Origin of the sequence: Anaeromonas gelatinilytica (assembly GCF_016820635.1) — a bacterium.
Classification (GTDB): Bacteria; Bacillota; Clostridia; order Tissierellales; family SIT17; genus Anaeromonas; species Anaeromonas gelatinilytica.
Window position 1 is genome coordinate 1 of the sequence record NZ_WSFU01000061.1, and the last position, 16,287, is coordinate 16,287.

The following is a 16,287-nucleotide window of genomic DNA, read 5'->3' on the forward strand; positions in this document are numbered from 1 at the left end:
TTTTTTTAATAATTACATTGTTTTATTTTAAAATTTTATCTTGACATATTACCAGGTTGCTTTTAGAATTAATTATATATTATCACATAATTATGGAATATAATAGTATTTTTATAACCTTTTATTTACAGATTATTTAATAATATGATATCATATCATATATTATGGTTGTTCAATTTTATATATGTTAAATTAGAAATATAAAATAATAAAATTATACACTACATTGATTATATGTAGTGTATATGTAAAGCAAGTGTTTCCAAAGGTTTAAAGCCTTGGGACACTAGATATTTAAGGGAGTTGTTATTAATGGATTATTATGATGTTCAATCTGCTATAGCTATATTTGGTATGATAATAGCATTTGCATATTTAGGTATATATACTTATGAAAAATCTTATGATAAGCAAGTGAAATTTAACTATAGAAAGATTTTTATTATAGTAGTTATAATTTTTTTTATTGTTATAGGATTAATTAAAAAATAACTATAAAAAGGAGATTGGCAATTATGATTGCTAAAGGAAAAATTATAGGAGTAATAATAAGTTCTATTTTACTTATTATTTACTGGTATTTAGGTGTATTTCAGTCAGACATTAATATAATTATAAAGCTAATACCATTTATAGCACTTAGCATCTATATTCTTAATAAAGACAAAAGTAATAAGTAAAGATAAATAAATTTAGATTAAAGATAGTACCCTCATTAATAAGTGTTAATGAAAAGAGTGGATTTAATAAGTTATTTATCACAGAAGATATAATAAAAAAAATTATAAAAATAATTTCAAAAAATTCAATAAAAGTGAGTAGAATTAAAATAATAAATATTTTATGAATTAAAAAGAAAAGAGGATGAAGTGTATTTATGGAATAAGCAATCATAATTAGCAATTTAATTATAATCGTTGTAAGTATAATAGGAGTAATTTTGCCAAGATATATACCAGAACACCTAATTCTACCAGACAAAAATAGATATATTGTTAAAGAACCTAATTTATTTAGAAGGACCAAAGAAAAACAACTTTCAGCTTTGGGATTGTATTTTTTTCTAGTTGGACTTTTAAGTTTTTTAAACATTAAAATTTCCTTCATAAAATTAGATAACCTTCTAACAATACTAAATATTTTATTCTACTTTTTAATACCGTTTTTTATTATAACTAAAACAAAAAAAAATAAAAATGATGTATTTATTGAGGACTGAGGGTTAACGTAAGTTGATTTGAAATATATTATATGAATTAAAATAGTTTATAATAGAAGTTTGTCATAATGATACTTTTGACAAATTCAATCTGAAGTTATATTATTGCATAGTTTATAAATAATGTGCAACATACAGCATATTTTATAATATCAATTAACCAGATAATTAATTACCTCTTTGTTTGTAAACCTTAATTGTTTAGGAAATTCATTATTTCTTTTTGATAAGAGTGCAAAGTATCCTTCCTCTTCAAAATTCTCTTTAATCTTTGCATCATTAAACCCTAATCTTGTTATCAATTCATAATAAAAATCTTTATAATTGACTATATTTTCTGATACTAAATGAAAAATTCCTTTTAAATTATTTTCTATTATATAGCATAATTGTCTTGCTATGATTACATCAGTGTTTGTATTATAAAAAAGTTTTGGATAGATAATAACATCCTTATTATTGTTAAGTGAGTTTAGAAGTTCTCTCATCCTTGGAGAATTCTTTCCCCAAACTTGGGGAAGCCTTAATATACAAGCATTTTCATGTAATAGCTCAATCATCTTCTTCTCACATTCTATCTTATATTGTCCATAGTCAGTTTGAGAGTTCGTGAAATCATCTTCAGAATGAGATCTACTGAAATCACTATCAAATACATTCGTAGTGGAGAAAAAGTATAAACTACCTCCATTCTCCTTCAAATATTCAGCAACTTTAATATGCACTATCAATTGTCTATTAAAATCTCCTCTTAAACATGAAACTATAATATTTGGCTTCAAAGTATTCAATATACTACTTATGTTATTTGAATCTTCGATGTCAAGCTTGAAATTTCTTTCTTGATTCAATATTATTGGATTTTGATAGTATGTTGAATAAACCTCAAACTGGCTATATTTATTCATTTCTTTTATTATTGCGGACCCTACAAGTCCACTTCCACCCAATATCAAAACCTTATGCATAAAAATCATCTCTCCTTAATAGACTTATTCGTATTGTAATACTAATATGACATTTTAAACTTCTATAAAAAGTATTAAAATTCCTTTAATTTAACATAAATAATTTACCATATATGATAATTCTTGATTATGATTCAAATAAGTTTGCCATAATTACCACTATGACGACTACTTTTAAGCTATCTATGAGAGTTTCCTCATTTTTTTCGGGAAGAAAAGAAATAAAAAGATAGGCATTTGTACAGATACCTATCTTTTTGACAATAATTATTCCCCATGCTTTTTCATTAAACTAATTAATATATCATTTTTATCTAATTTATGAGTGGCCTTTACAAATCTAATCGTTCCAGTCTTTCCTCGCATAACAACTGAATGGGTAGTAGCTTGATTATTTCCTTTATATACTACTCCATCTAATAAATCTCCATCACTTATTCCTGTAGCGGAGAAAAATACTTCTTCTCCTTTTACTAAATCATCTAATGTAAGTATTCTATCTATATCTTTCTGTGTAAGTCCTAAATCATTACATCTTTCCATTTCTTCATCACTTCTAACATTTAGTTGACCTTGCATATCTCCACCCATAGATTTTAATGCTGCGGCTGAAATAACTCCTTCTGGTGCGCCTCCAATACCCATAAGTATATCTACTCCAGTATCTTCAAAACATGTGGCTATTGAAGCTGCTACATCTCCTTCTCCAAAAAGCTTTATTCTCGCTCCAATTCTTCTTATTTCTTTTATCAAATCATAATGTCTATCTCTATCTTGAATTATCACCGTTAAATCTGATATGTCCTTATTTAAAGCCTTTGCTACAGATTTTATATTATCTTCTACCGAAGCTTCGATATCTATTTTTCCTTTAGCCTTAGGACCTACAGCAATTTTTTTCATATATGTATCTGGTGCATGTAACAAACAACCTTTTGGAGCCATTGCTATAACAGCTATTGCATTCGGTAATCCTTTAGCTACTAATGTTGTTCCATCCAATGGATCTACAGCTATATCCACCTCCATAGAATCTTCATTCCTTGCTCCAATCTCTTCTCCTATATAAAGCATAGGAGCTTTATCTTTTTCACCTTCACCTATAACTACTGTGCCCCTTATATCTGCTAAATTAAATGCACTTCTCATTCCATCTACTGCTGCCTGATCTGCTGCTATTTTATCTCCTCTTCCCATATATTTAGCAGATGCCAATGCTGCTATTTCTGTAACTCTAACTAGAGACATAGCTAAATTTCTATCAAGTTTCATCTAATTCATCCTTTCAATAACCTAATTTTTAATATTCCTTTTCACAGACTTTATCAATTTATAGTATACTCCCTAGATAAGTATTTATCAACTGATTAGATATTTAATTATGTTTAATTTAATTTATTTCTGCTATAATAATAAACAGAATGAAAAAACTTACTAGACAAAAAGATTATTTGCTAAAGGAGGCTAATGATGAAGAAAAAGCCATATAATATTTTTTTATTGATATTGTTTACATCAATTATCGTATTTATATGTGGCTGTGGAATTAATGCCAATAAAGGAGAACCTAATGACGAAGATATAGAAAAAGAAGAACCTAATGAGCCGATTAAAGATGAAAATCTTAAGGAAAGTTATTTAGAATCAACAGTAAAAATAAATTCTGAAGGCCTAAAAGTAGTAACAAATCCATCTGATATATTAGTATTAGCTAATAAGGAAAGAAATTTACCACCTGACTATGAACCCGAAGATTTGATTAATCCAGATATACCTTTTGTTCAAGGACAAGATAGTCCTGTAAGATTTATGCGAGAAGAGGCTGGATTGGCTTTAGCTAAAATGTTTTCTGAAGCTGAAAAGGAGGATATTATATATTACGGACGATCAGGATATAGATCCTATCAGATACAACAAACATTATTCAATAATTATGTAGAAGCTCATGGCGAAGAAGCTGCTAATAAATTTAGTGCCCGTCCTGGACAAAGTGAACATCAAACCGGGCTTGCAATGGATATTACCAGTGAATCAGTTAATAATCAATTAACTGAAAAATTTGGTGAAACAGAAGATGGTCTATGGCTTAAGAAAAATGCCCATAAATTTGGATTTATTCTTCGTTATCCTAAAGGAAAGGAAAATATTACAGGATATCAATATGAACCATGGCATTTCAGATATGTAGGTAAAAAAATTGCAAAGGAAATATATGAATTAGATGTTACTTTAGAAGAATATTTTAGGGACTACTATTAAGTAGCCCCTTTTAACATTAATTTAATTGTTCTTTAAATTGTTCTAATTCATTAATGGGCATACTGCATGTAAAGTTTTCACATATATATACTGTAGTTTTATTATCTATTAATTTTTTCTCTTTTATATCTGATACTATTTTCTGTAATCTTAAATCTCCATCATTTACGACTATAGAAATAAACGGTAAATATCTATCATTTATTTCCTTTATTATACTTTTATATAATCTATCTTTTTCATCTACTGATATTACTATAGATTTTCCTGATTTCATATAATACATATAAGCAATCAAGAAAAAGGAATGGGAAAAAGGATTATTTTTTATTTCTCCAGAAAAATTTTTCACCATATTTCTAAATTTTTCTGTATATTCTTCTCTTTCTGCCATTCTATCTATTCTCAACATATTCAATGCCGCTACTGAATTTCCTGAAGGAATTGCTCCGTCATATATTTCTTTTGGTCTTAATACTAATTCTTCTGCATCATGTCCATAAAGATAAAATCCACCTTCATTATCATCCCAAAACAAGTTAAAACTTTCCTCCATAAGTTGTTTAGCTTTATTTAAATACTCTACGTTAAAAGTTGATTCATATAATTCTATCAATCCCCAAGTAAGAAAGGCATAATCATCTAAATAGCCTAAAAATTTAGCTTCTCCATCTCTATATCTAGCTAAAAGTCTTCCTTCATCATTAAATAAATTTTTATATATAAACTTTATTGACTTTTCTGCTGCTAAAATATATTCTTCTCTATCTAGTACTCTACCTGCCATTGAAAGAGCAGCTATCATAAGTCCATTCCAAGAAGTTAATACTTTATCATCTTTATGGGGATGAACTCTTTCTTCTCTATATTTGAATAGTTTTTTTCTCATTTCTTCTAAACCTATATTCTCTTTTTTAATATCCTTTTCTATTAAATTAGGTATATTTTTCCCTTCAAAATTACCCCTATCTGTTATATCGTAGTACTCACAATATATTTCCCCATTTCCTTCTCCTAATACTTCTTTTATTTCCTGTGGAGTCCATACATAAAATTTACCTTCTTCCCCTTCTGAATCAGCATCTTCTGCTGAATAGAATCCACCTTCTTGAGAAGTCATATCTCTAAGTACATATGTAATTGTCTTTTTAGCTATTTCCTTATATAATATATTTTTAGTTGCCTGATAAGCTTCTATATAAGCCATTACTAATAATGCATTATCATACAACATCTTTTCAAAGTGAGGTATCAGCCACTTTCTATCTACTGAATATCTTGAAAATCCAAATCCAATATGGTCAAATATACCACCTTTATATATATTTTCTAAAGTTTTAGATACCATTTTTATACTGTCTTCATTTTCTGTATATTTCCAATATCTTAATAGAAATAATAAATTATGAGCCATAGGAAATTTAGGTTTATCTCCAAAGCCTCCGTATCTTATATCAAAACTTCTTTTATTTTGAATAAATATATCCTTTAAAATCGTTTTTTCTAGACCTTCTTCTTTTTCAATATTTGACCTATTTAAAGCTTCCATTATATCTTCACTTGATTCTATCAATCTCTCTTTTTCATCTAGCCAAAGATTGTTTATCTTGTGTAATATTTCCGTCAACCCAGTGCGACCATATTTACTTTTCTTAGGAAAATATGTACCAGCATAAATAGGTTTTTGAGAAGGTGTTATAAATACATTCATAGGCCATCCTCCATGTCCTGTAATAGCCTGAGTTATATTCATGTATATATTATCTAAATCTGGCCTTTCTTCCCTATCTACTTTAATAGCTACAAAATTTTCATTTAATACTTCTGCGACTTCTTCATCTTCAAAAGATTCTCTTTCCATAACATGACACCAATGACAAGTTGAATACCCTATAGATAAAAATATGGGTTTATCTTCTGATTTAGCCTTCCGAAATGCTTCCTCTCCCCAAGGATACCAGTCAACTGGATTGTAAGCATGTTGAAGTAAATATGGTGATTTTTCATTTGCAAGTCTATTAGACTTTTTATTGTTCTTCATAATAACACCTCATTTTAAATTAATTATTTGTATTTTAATTTTTAGTATTACCTTCTATTTAATATATACTCATTAATAAATGTCTTGACTCTTAACTATATACTCAATTACTACTAATATAATGCTTTATAAAATTACTTATAATTTATGTATTAAATATATCATTAATATTTTTCTGAAAATTTACCATTAATAAAATACTTAAACCATAAAAAACAGTTATAAATTTACTTCCTAAAGTGAAAACTATATTATATATTGGAGGTAACTTTTATGGAATTAGAACCTAAATTGTATCATTATTTTGTAAGACCTAAATGGTTTTCAAAGTTTTTTTATAATAGATTATTTAATAATTCTATTGATTTTATAAATAAAAAAATTCTTGATTTTGGATGTGGTATTGGCTCTATTTCATGTATATTTCAACCAGAAATGTATATTGGATTTGACTGTGATGATAAAAGAATAGAATATGCTAAAAAGCTATATCCTAACTATAAATTTATGACAATTAAAGAAAATAAATTTCCTATATCAAAGAATTCCATTGATTATATTATAATCTCATCAGTACTTCACCATATTCCCACTAATACATTAATTAACTATTTGGAAGAATTTAAGAGAATTCTAAATTCCAATGGTAGTTTAATAATAGCAGAGCCATGTTTTTATGAAAAAAATAGTTTGTCTAATAAATTTATGTCAACTTTTGACAAAGGTAAATATATTAGAAATGAAAAAGATTACTTAAATATATTTAAAGATGCTGACTATAACACAAAAGTTATAGAAAGATATAATCAACTTTTCTTTTATAATAAAATTATATTTTTAGCTTCTCCTATAAATGATAAATAGCAATTAGCTTAAGCTAATTGCTATTTATCATTTATTTTCTAGAATTATATACATACTCTTATATACATATTCCTTCTTGCAATATTAATAAAAACATAATATCATATATATTTAATGAATACTTATTTTAATAGTAAATCTATGTTTAAAATTAAGAAATTTTTAAGATTCTAGTAAGTTCATATTAATATTTAAGTGTTATTATTATATTAAAGTAATTAATAAATTTGGAGGTAAAATTATGTTTTTCATTGAATTATTAAAAACAATCATTTTAGGAATCGTGGAAGGAATCACTGAATGGCTTCCAATAAGTAGTACTGGGCATATGATTTTAGTAGAAGAATTTATACAATTGAATGCCTCAGATGCATTTAAAGAAATGTTCTTTGTAGTTATTCAATTAGGTGCTATAATGGCCGTCGTTCTACTCTATTTTCACAAATTAAATCCTTTTTCTCCTAGCAAATCAACTAAGGAAAAAATAGATACTGTTTCTATATGGTTTAAAGTGGTCGTTGGAGTTATTCCTGCTGCAATACTAGGTTTATTATTCGATGATTGGTTAAATGAGCATTTATACAATTATCAAACTGTTGGAATTATGTTAATTTTTTATGGTATTTTATTTATCATAGTAGAAAATCGTAATAAAGGTCGTGGAAGTAAAGTCAAAACATTTAAGGACTTAAGCTATAAGACAGCATTTTTAATCGGTGTATTTCAAGTACTAGCTTTAATTCCAGGCACATCTCGTTCTGGTGCAACTATAATTGGTGCTATTATACTTGGTACATCTCGTTACATAGCTGCGGAATATTCTTTCTTCTTATCTATTCCAGTGATGTTTGGAGCCAGTGCATTAAAACTAGTTAAATTTGGATTTGCATTTACTGGTATGGAGATAGCAATTCTATTAACAGGTATGGTGGTAGCTTTTGCTGTTTCTATTATAGCTATTAAATTTCTATTATCTTATATCAAAAATAATGATTTCAAATCTTTTGGTTGGTACCGTATCATCTTAGGTATTTTAGTTATTGGATATTTTATTTTATTTGAATAAAATTAATGGTCTGAGTAGTATATACTACTCAGACCATTTTATCTTTTATGCTCTTATAACTTCAATATCGTATCCATCGGGATCGGTTATAAAATAGTATTTAGGTTTACTTCCAGGCAATCCCATTAATTCTGTAACCTTATATCCCATTTTTTTATGTTTTTCTCTTGAGCCTTCTAAATCATCTACTGAAACTGCAATATGACCAAAACCATTTCCTAATTCATAAGACTTTTTCGGATTATAATTATAAGTTAATTCTAATTCATACATCCCTGATTCATCACTTAAAAATACTAAAGTAAATTCACTTTCAGGAAAATCCTTTCTTCTTGTTTCCTTAAATCCTAATGCCTCTTGATAAAATTTTAAAGATTTCTCTAAATCCATGACTCTAATACAAGTATGTAGAAACTTATACTTCATATTATCCACTCCTTATTTTTTATTGTATTTATATGATATCATATTTAAAATAATTCATTATTCTCTAATTAATGTTTTCATATCCTATAATATAATCCTTTATCATATCTGGTATCCTAGAGTTATTAAAACTATTTGAAGTCGGATTGTGCTTATGGTCTATTATCCTAAAATTTATATTTTAGGCATATTTTTATCTTTCTATTCCATCCCTTGCTTCTACTCCATCAGTATAATAATGCTTTATTTCCTTCATTTCTGTTACTAAATCTGCTAATTCTATAAATTCTTTAGGGGCATAACGCCCAGTAATTATTACTTCTACATTCTTACTTCTTTCATCCAATACTTTTAACACTTCCTCTACAGACAATAATTTATAGAATATTGCTATACTAATCTCATCTAATACTACAATATCAAATTCTCCCTTTGATAATATATCTCTACATTTTTCAAGTCCCTCTTTTGCCAATTGAATATCCTTTTCTTCAGGATCCTTATTTATGAAACAATCTCTACCAAATTGTTCAATTTGAAGATTCGGTAAGTATTTAACAGTTTTTGTTTCGTTATATTTCATACTTTTAACAAATTGACCTATATAAACTTTCTTTCCAGCACCTATTGCCCTCAATGCTAATCCAAAGGCAGCAGTAGTTTTTCCTTTGCCATTTCCTGTGTAAATATGAATATATCCTTTCTCCATAACTTAATCATCCTTTCTATTATTTCTTATGACTATATTATATCCTGTGAATAATATTATGAAAACCTATATTTATACTTGTCACACTTTCAAAAACTCATCATATGATGTATTGAAAGAATACAGGAGGTGATATAAATGGATTGTATTCCTAATAAAAATAAAAAAAAACCTGATGATTGTAAGAAATTACCTGGTACTATTCTTCGTATAAAAATACCTGCAGGAACAGTTATAGATATTCTTGATTTATTAGAAGTAACTATTACGACTAAAATTTGTTTGATTCTCAGAATTCCTAAATTTAAGGATGAAGAAAAAAAATCATTTAAAGATAAAGAAAAAGAAAAAAACCCATTTAAAGACAAAGAAAAAAATCCATTCGAATTCGATACACTTGTAGATGCAATAAAAGATTCTGATGTTACTGTTGAATTTGAGCAACTTTAATTAATTTGTTATAATATATCATTTCTATTATATTTTATATTAAAATAAGTAAATCCCTTTTGACGGGGATTTACTTATTCTTTACATAGATACTTTTAGCTGAATTATAGATATCTTCTTCCCCTAAAATTGCTGATACAACAGCTATGCCATCAATCCCTGAATTCATTACTTCTATCGCATTTGATTTATTTATTCCTCCTATACCTACTACTGGTATTTCAACAGAAGATTTAATCAATTGTAAATCATCGATACTTACCCTTCCAGCATCCTTCTTTGTATCTGTAGGAAATAAAGCTCCTACTCCAAGATAATCTGCTCCTTGGATTTCTGCGTCAAGGGCTTCACTAAGACTAGATGTAGATACTCCTAATATCTTATCTTTACCTAATAATCTTCTTGCAATATTTATTGGTATATCATTTGATCCTATATGCAATCCCTCTGCATCCACTGCTAATACAATATCCAGTCTATCATTAATTATTAAAGGAATATTATATTTATTAGTTATTTTTTTTACCTTCATAGCTATATCGTAAAATTCTCTAGTAAAAGCATTCTTCTCCCTTAATTGAACTATTCCTACTCCTCCCTGTATTGCTTCTTCTATACTTTTATACAAATCTTTACCTTTAAGGATTTTTCTATCAGTAACCAAATATAATGTATAATCAGTATCTTTCTTATTGTTCATATATTTCACCTATCTTTATTATATTTTCTGTATATAAATTATAAATACTATCAAATAAACTCACCTTATAACTTCCTATTCCTTTATCAACCTTTAATAAATTTGCAGCAATTTCTCCTGCAATTCCCATAGATAATATTCCTCCTATTGCTCCAATAAGATAATCTCTAGTAACACCACAATATGAAGCTATTAATGAACCCGTCATACAACCAGTTCCCGTTATTCTTGATAGTCTTTCATCTCCATTATTTATACAAAAAACTCTATTCCCATCAGATATAATATCTCTTTTTCCAGTTATGGCAATTATACATTCCAATTTTGATGCTAGCTCCTGTGCAACTGCTTCTCCATTATCATCATCTGCTATAGAATCTACTCCTCGTATATTCACATCTAATCCAGATATAGATTTTATTTCAGACATATTTCCCTTAATTACAGATACACTTACATTTTCTAATATATCCTCTATAGATTTAGTTCTTAAATTTGTAGCTCCAACTCCTACTGGATCAAGGATAACAGGTATATTTAATTCATTTGCTTTTCTTCCTGCTATTATCATCGATTTGATGTCATTTGAAGTTAATGTCCCTATATTTAAAATTAAAGAAGATGACATTGATACGACTTCCTCTACTTCCTTTTCATCATAAGCCATGATTGGTGATGCACCTATAGCAAGAGTTACATTTGCACAATCATTTGCTGTTACAAAATTTGTCATATGATGAACTAATGGCTTTCTCATCTTTATTATTTCTAAAACCTCCGAAACTCTTTCTAATATTTCCATTTAATATAACCTCCAATTTATAAAAATCTATTATTTAGTTCGTTATTCATCCAACATACCTGCTTTTTTATATAATGTATAAAAATGATTTGTAGGTCCCACTCCTTTCCCTAAAGAAAAAGAAGTCTTTATTGCTATAGTGATATATTTTTTTGCATTTAAAACCGAATCTTCAATATTAAAATTTCTAGCAAGATTCGAAGCAATTGCTGATGATAACGTACATCCTGTACCATGGGTATTTTTTGTATTAATTCTTTCAGATTTAAAATCTATAAAATCCTTTCCATTATATAGTATATCAATTGCAGTATCTCCTTCTCTATGACCACCTTTTATCAATACATTTCTTGCTCCTAATTCATATATTTTCATAGCAGCTTTCTTCATTTCCTCTAAACTATTTATATCCATTCTGGATATTACTTCCGCTTCAGGTATATTCGGTGTAACTATTGTAGATAAAGGCAAAAGCTCTTTTATCAATGTTCCCTTCGCTTCAGGAATCAATAAATCATAACCACTTTTTGATATCATTACGGGATCTAATACAATATTTGCTGGTTTATATTTTCTTAATTTACTTGCTATAGCTTCTATAGTATCTATTTGTGATACCATTCCTATTTTCAAGGCATCAACTTCAATATCATCAAATATAGCATCAATCTGCTTCTTAATAATATCTACAGAAATATCTTCTACATCAAAAACTCCTTGGGTATTCTGAGCTGTAACAGCAGTTATTACACTCATTCCAAATACTCCATGAGCAGAAAAAGTCTTTAAATCTGCCTGTATACCAGCCCCCCCACTGCTATCTGAACCAGCTATTGTTAATACATTTTTCATTGTTAAGTACCTCCTTATTATTTCTTTAAAAAATTAAAAAGCATAAACCCCTGAATAAGGATTTATGCTTATATACATAAATATATGTAACTTTCCTACGCTGGCATTATCCAGATCAGGTTAAGGGTCAAAGACTTCATCGTGTCTTTATCTCAGCTAGACTATCCAGCACCCCTAGTAATAGCTTATTTGCTTTTCATAACAATATTAACATACAAATTAATGTTTGTCATCTTTCTCATATACTAATTTACCATTAATATATGTTTCTTCAACACTTATTTCATCTATTTTTTCTAAATTTATTTCTAAAATATCCTTATCAAGGACTATAAAATCACCATAATATCCTTCTCTAAGTTGTCCAATATATGGAATTCCTACAATCTGTTGTGCTTCCCTTGTATACAACTCTATTGCTGTAGCTACATCTATCCTTTCTTCTTGACCAATATCTGTTCCATCATAAGCCTTTCTAATAACAGCAGATTTAATTGCCACAAAAGGATTAGCTGGATTAACCCAAGCTGTTGCTGGTGCATCTGAAGAAAATGCAAGTTTTACTCCTCCATCTAATATTGATTTAAAAGGATAACTATCCCTTGTTCGTTCATGCCCTAAATTACTTAAATAAGTTTCAATTTCTGCATAAAGAAATATCGGTTGAGATACAAAAGCAATACCCAAATCTGCCGCCTTCTGTATCTCTTTATTTCCCAACATTGCAGCATGTTCTATTCTAATTGATGGTATATCTTTAAGCCAACTTTTTGTTTCTTCAAATGTATCTAATATTAAATCAATAGTTTTTCGTCCCATAGCATGAATTACTAATTGAAGTTTTTCTTTCATAGCATATTCTGCTGCCTCTAGTAATTCCTCTTTAGATGTTGTAGGTAATCCATAAGTCTTTTCCTTTCCTAAATATGGTTCATCAATCCAAGCAGTCCTTCCAGATACACTGCCATCACCTATTATTTTAACTCCTCCTATATGAAGAATATTATTATTATCTTTTTTATGCTCATCTAAGTCAGGAAAATTCTTCAAATCTGGCCAAAGATAATATAATACTGTTCTTTGTTTTAATCCTTTTGTATAGGCCTTTAAATACATATCATAATATTCTACATTTCCTCTTCTTGCCATACAATCACTTATCACTGTTATTCCATAGGCAAGAAGTCTTTCACCTCCTTCAGCAATAATTTCTCCACTGTCTTCTATATTTAGAGTAGGCATTATATCCAATACTAAATTTCTAGCATTTTCCTTAAGTATGCCTGTTGGTTCACCATTTAAATCTCTCTCTATCTCTCCACCATCTGGATCTGGAGTATTTTTATCAATTCCTGCTATTTCCAAAGCTTTACTATTGACTGAGACTATATGAACACATGTACGAGTTATAACTACTGGGACATCATCACAACCTTTATCTAAATCCCAGCGATTAGGAGCTCTACCTTCCTTTAATTTACCTTCATCATATCCCCAACCTTCTATCCAGTCGTCAATGTCCACTTTCTTTCTCATTTTACTGACTTCTTCTATAATATCTTTGATTGAGTTTATCACTGGAGGAGTACATGAAATTTGTTTTGTAGCATTAGATAAATAAAAAGCATGCATATGACCGTCTATAAAGCTTGGAAGAACTCTTCTTCCTTTCAAGTCTACTATGTTTTCTTCTCCTTTATTTAAATCTCTCTCATCTCCAATCCAAATAATTTTCCCATTTTCTACTACCATTGAATTAGCATAAGGTTTTTCTGGATTTGAAGTAAATATTTTACCATTTAAAAAAATATTTTTTCCCTTTTTACTCATATTGAAAGTCTCCCTTCATCTATAATATAAATGAAAATTTCTAAATTAAAATAAAAATTTGTCTTTCACTATAGCTAATAAATTTCCTTTTGTATTTAAATTTTCATCTTCCATCACCTTATCTAAAAGATAATTTAATATTTCTCCTATCCTAGGTCCTTGAGATATACCAATATCCATTAAATCTTTACCGCCTATTGCTAGATCCTTTACATGTAAGATTTGTTTTTTATTCAAAATATTTTTTATTCTATCTTCCAATAAATCAATCACATCTAAATCTTTTGTACTTAATCCACACAATATATCTGCTCTCATTAATTGTAAAAGTTTAAATATATTTTCTTCTCCTACTCTATTTATTAATCTCTTTAATCCTTTATTTTTTAATTCATTATGATATATCATATGTTCTCTTATTAATGAACTTACTGTTAATATAAGTCTTTTTGGAGATTTTAATCTTTTCAAAACTTTTATTGCTATTTCTTCTCCTAATTTATCATGTCCATAAAAATGACCAATACCCTTTTCATCTAAAGTAAAAGTTACTGGTTTCCCAATATCATGAAAAAATGCGGCTAATCTACTCTCTATATCTTCTGGAGATTTATCCACAACACAGAGTATATGATCAAAAATATTTTTGTCATGATGTGGATTATATTGATTAAAGTCCACAGTATCAACAATTTCAGGAATAATATGATCTATTAATCCTGTATTTACTAAAAGAAGTATCCCTTTCGATGGTTTCTTTGTTAAAAGTATCTTAAAAAATTCATCCCTTATTCTCTCCATACTAACTTCAAATAAATTATCCTTCAATTCTACTATACTTTCATAAGTAGATACTTCTATATTAAAATTTAATTCTGTAGCAAATCTTATTCCCCTTAATAACCTAAGACCATCCTCATTGAATCTTCTCTTTGAATTTCCTACAGTTTTTATTAATTTATTATTTATATCTTCTCTTCCTCCAAAAGGATCAACTAACCCTTTGATAGGACTATATGCCATAGAATTTATAGTAAAATCTCTTCTAGATAAATCAGCCTTTATATCCTTTTCAAATTCTACCCATCCAGGACGTCTTCTGTCTGTATAATCTCCTTCCGAACGAAATGTAGTTATTTCAATAGGTTTACTATTCTTAATTACAGTAATTGTGCCAAATCTCCTACCTGTTTCTATAGTCTTTTCTTCACAAAAAACTTTCATTATTTCACTTGGTAATGCAGAAGTAGTAACATCCCAATCCTTAGGTATTCTATTCATAAAACTATCTCTGATACAACCACCTACTATATATGTATCAAATCCGTTATCATTTAGTTTCTCTAGTATATATAATACTTCTTTTGGTATGTTTATCATAATTATCATTCCTAACTAAAAACTTGGTGAATCCAATATAATTATATCACTTCAATAAAAAAATTGAGCCTAATGGCTCAATTTTTTATTCTTTTACTTCTATTTCTCCTGTTATCTTACTATCATCATCTTTATCAAAAGATTCCTTATACTCTTCACTAGCAAAGTATACATTTCCTTCTACTGTAGTATCAACTAACTGGAATGCATTTTCTTCTACATATATGTCACCAGCAAATGTTCCACTTTGAATCCTAGCATTTGGACTATCAATAGTTAATTTTGGTGCTGTTAATGTATATCTAGCGGTTACATTACGATCTTCATCTTGCTCATATAAGGCTATCTTACGAGCAGTCTCATCATTGTTTGTAAATTCACCTTCTAATACTAATTCTTCATCAAAAGATAAATCTGTTAATGTTGCAATAAGCCAAGTACCATCTTCACTAATTGCCTCTTTGAAATCTTCTTCTTCATTTACTATTGAAGCTGTAGTAACAGCATCAGTATCTCCTTCATCTGTTACATCTTCCTCTGTATCTTTCTGATTATCTTCAACTTGCGAATCATCCTCTTCTACGGAATCATTATTACCACATCCTGCTAGCAATGCAACTACTAATATCAATGATATAAAAAGCGCTTTAAACTTCACCAAGATCTCCTCCTTATTTTTTTCTTCAAATAATTAAGTACCCTTATAATATATTTTTAATCA

The 16,287-nt window shown here is 28.2% G+C and carries 16 protein-coding genes and 1 riboswitch; of the genes, 5 read left to right on the forward strand and 11 right to left on the reverse strand.

Translation table 11 applies throughout. From position 1 onward, the window contains the following. Positions 1 to 312 precede the first annotated feature (312 nt). The gene (locus GOQ29_RS04590; protein ID WP_203371465.1) at positions 313 to 492 is read left to right on the forward strand and encodes a hypothetical protein; all 180 of its coding nucleotides are present in this window, start codon (positions 313 to 315) and stop codon (positions 490 to 492) included. 879 nt (positions 493 to 1,371) lie between these two features. On the opposite strand, the gene GOQ29_RS04595 is transcribed toward GOQ29_RS04590, so the two are convergent. Both GOQ29_RS04595 and glpX read right to left on the reverse strand, forming a co-directional pair. Beyond that, positions 1,372 to 2,187: a sugar nucleotide-binding protein gene (locus GOQ29_RS04595; protein WP_203371466.1), complete on the reverse strand. Its 816-nt coding sequence runs from the start codon at positions 2,185 to 2,187 to the stop codon at positions 1,372 to 1,374. Between the two features lie 267 nt (positions 2,188 to 2,454). Beyond that, entirely contained in the window at positions 2,455 to 3,459 is a 1,005-nt protein-coding gene (gene glpX, locus GOQ29_RS04600) for a class II fructose-bisphosphatase (RefSeq protein WP_203371467.1), read from the reverse strand. 198 nt (positions 3,460 to 3,657) lie between these two features. Here glpX and GOQ29_RS04605 point away from each other — a divergent pair, with 198 nt between their 5' ends. After that, on the forward strand, positions 3,658 to 4,446 hold the full coding sequence (locus tag GOQ29_RS04605; protein ID WP_203371468.1) for a M15 family metallopeptidase: 789 nt from the start codon (positions 3,658 to 3,660) through the stop codon (positions 4,444 to 4,446). 16 nt (positions 4,447 to 4,462) lie between these two features. Here the strand turns inward: GOQ29_RS04605 and GOQ29_RS04610 are convergent, their stop codons facing one another. Continuing rightward, positions 4,463 to 6,487: a thioredoxin domain-containing protein gene (locus GOQ29_RS04610; RefSeq protein ID WP_203371469.1), complete on the reverse strand. Its 2,025-nt coding sequence runs from the start codon at positions 6,485 to 6,487 to the stop codon at positions 4,463 to 4,465. A 273-nt stretch (positions 6,488 to 6,760) separates the two neighbouring features. Here GOQ29_RS04610 and GOQ29_RS04615 point away from each other — a divergent pair, with 273 nt between their 5' ends. Continuing rightward, positions 6,761 to 7,351: a class I SAM-dependent methyltransferase gene (locus GOQ29_RS04615; RefSeq protein ID WP_203371470.1), complete on the forward strand. Its 591-nt coding sequence runs from the start codon at positions 6,761 to 6,763 to the stop codon at positions 7,349 to 7,351. A 241-nt stretch (positions 7,352 to 7,592) separates the two neighbouring features. Continuing rightward, positions 7,593 to 8,417, forward strand: coding sequence for an undecaprenyl-diphosphate phosphatase (locus GOQ29_RS04620; protein WP_203371471.1), 825 nt, complete (start codon positions 7,593 to 7,595; stop codon positions 8,415 to 8,417). A gap of 45 nt (positions 8,418 to 8,462) precedes the next feature. Here the strand turns inward: GOQ29_RS04620 and gloA are convergent, their stop codons facing one another. Together gloA and cobO are read right to left on the reverse strand one after the other, a co-directional pair. After that, complete coding sequence (gene gloA / locus GOQ29_RS04625) at positions 8,463 to 8,843, reverse strand: lactoylglutathione lyase (protein ID WP_203371472.1); 381 nt, start codon at positions 8,841 to 8,843, stop codon at positions 8,463 to 8,465. Between the two features lie 193 nt (positions 8,844 to 9,036). Continuing rightward, the gene (gene cobO / locus GOQ29_RS04630) at positions 9,037 to 9,552 is read right to left on the reverse strand and encodes a cob(I)yrinic acid a,c-diamide adenosyltransferase (protein WP_203371473.1); all 516 of its coding nucleotides are present in this window, start codon (positions 9,550 to 9,552) and stop codon (positions 9,037 to 9,039) included. Between the two features lie 138 nt (positions 9,553 to 9,690). On the opposite strand from cobO, the gene GOQ29_RS04635 reads away from it, so the two are divergent. Continuing rightward, a complete protein-coding gene (locus GOQ29_RS04635) occupies positions 9,691 to 10,002 on the forward strand; it encodes a hypothetical protein (protein ID WP_203371474.1) in 312 nt (103 codons plus the stop codon). A 70-nt stretch (positions 10,003 to 10,072) separates the two neighbouring features. Here GOQ29_RS04635 and thiE read toward each other — a convergent pair whose 3' ends face one another. The 6 genes from thiE to GOQ29_RS04665 form a co-directional block, all read right to left on the reverse strand. Then, positions 10,073 to 10,702 (reverse strand): thiamine phosphate synthase, encoded by a 630-nt coding sequence (gene thiE, locus GOQ29_RS04640; protein ID WP_203371475.1) that lies wholly within the window; start codon positions 10,700 to 10,702, stop codon positions 10,073 to 10,075. After that, positions 10,692 to 11,504 (reverse strand): hydroxyethylthiazole kinase, encoded by an 813-nt coding sequence (gene thiM / locus GOQ29_RS04645; RefSeq protein WP_203371476.1) that lies wholly within the window; start codon positions 11,502 to 11,504, stop codon positions 10,692 to 10,694. Before thiM ends, thiE begins: the two co-directional genes overlap by 11 nt. A gap of 42 nt (positions 11,505 to 11,546) precedes the next feature. Continuing rightward, positions 11,547 to 12,356 (reverse strand): bifunctional hydroxymethylpyrimidine kinase/phosphomethylpyrimidine kinase, encoded by an 810-nt coding sequence (gene thiD, locus GOQ29_RS04650; protein WP_203371477.1) that lies wholly within the window; start codon positions 12,354 to 12,356, stop codon positions 11,547 to 11,549. A gap of 75 nt (positions 12,357 to 12,431) precedes the next feature. Beyond that, positions 12,432 to 12,542: riboswitch (TPP riboswitch) on the reverse strand. A 33-nt stretch (positions 12,543 to 12,575) separates the two neighbouring features. Continuing rightward, the gene (locus tag GOQ29_RS04655) at positions 12,576 to 14,186 is read right to left on the reverse strand and encodes an amidohydrolase (protein ID WP_203371478.1); all 1,611 of its coding nucleotides are present in this window, start codon (positions 14,184 to 14,186) and stop codon (positions 12,576 to 12,578) included. Between the two features lie 45 nt (positions 14,187 to 14,231). Next, complete coding sequence (locus tag GOQ29_RS04660; RefSeq protein WP_252187516.1) at positions 14,232 to 15,566, reverse strand: CCA tRNA nucleotidyltransferase; 1,335 nt, start codon at positions 15,564 to 15,566, stop codon at positions 14,232 to 14,234. Between the two features lie 85 nt (positions 15,567 to 15,651). Further along, a complete protein-coding gene (locus GOQ29_RS04665; RefSeq protein WP_203371479.1) occupies positions 15,652 to 16,224 on the reverse strand; it encodes a hypothetical protein in 573 nt (190 codons plus the stop codon). Positions 16,225 to 16,287: the final 63 nt, after the last annotated feature.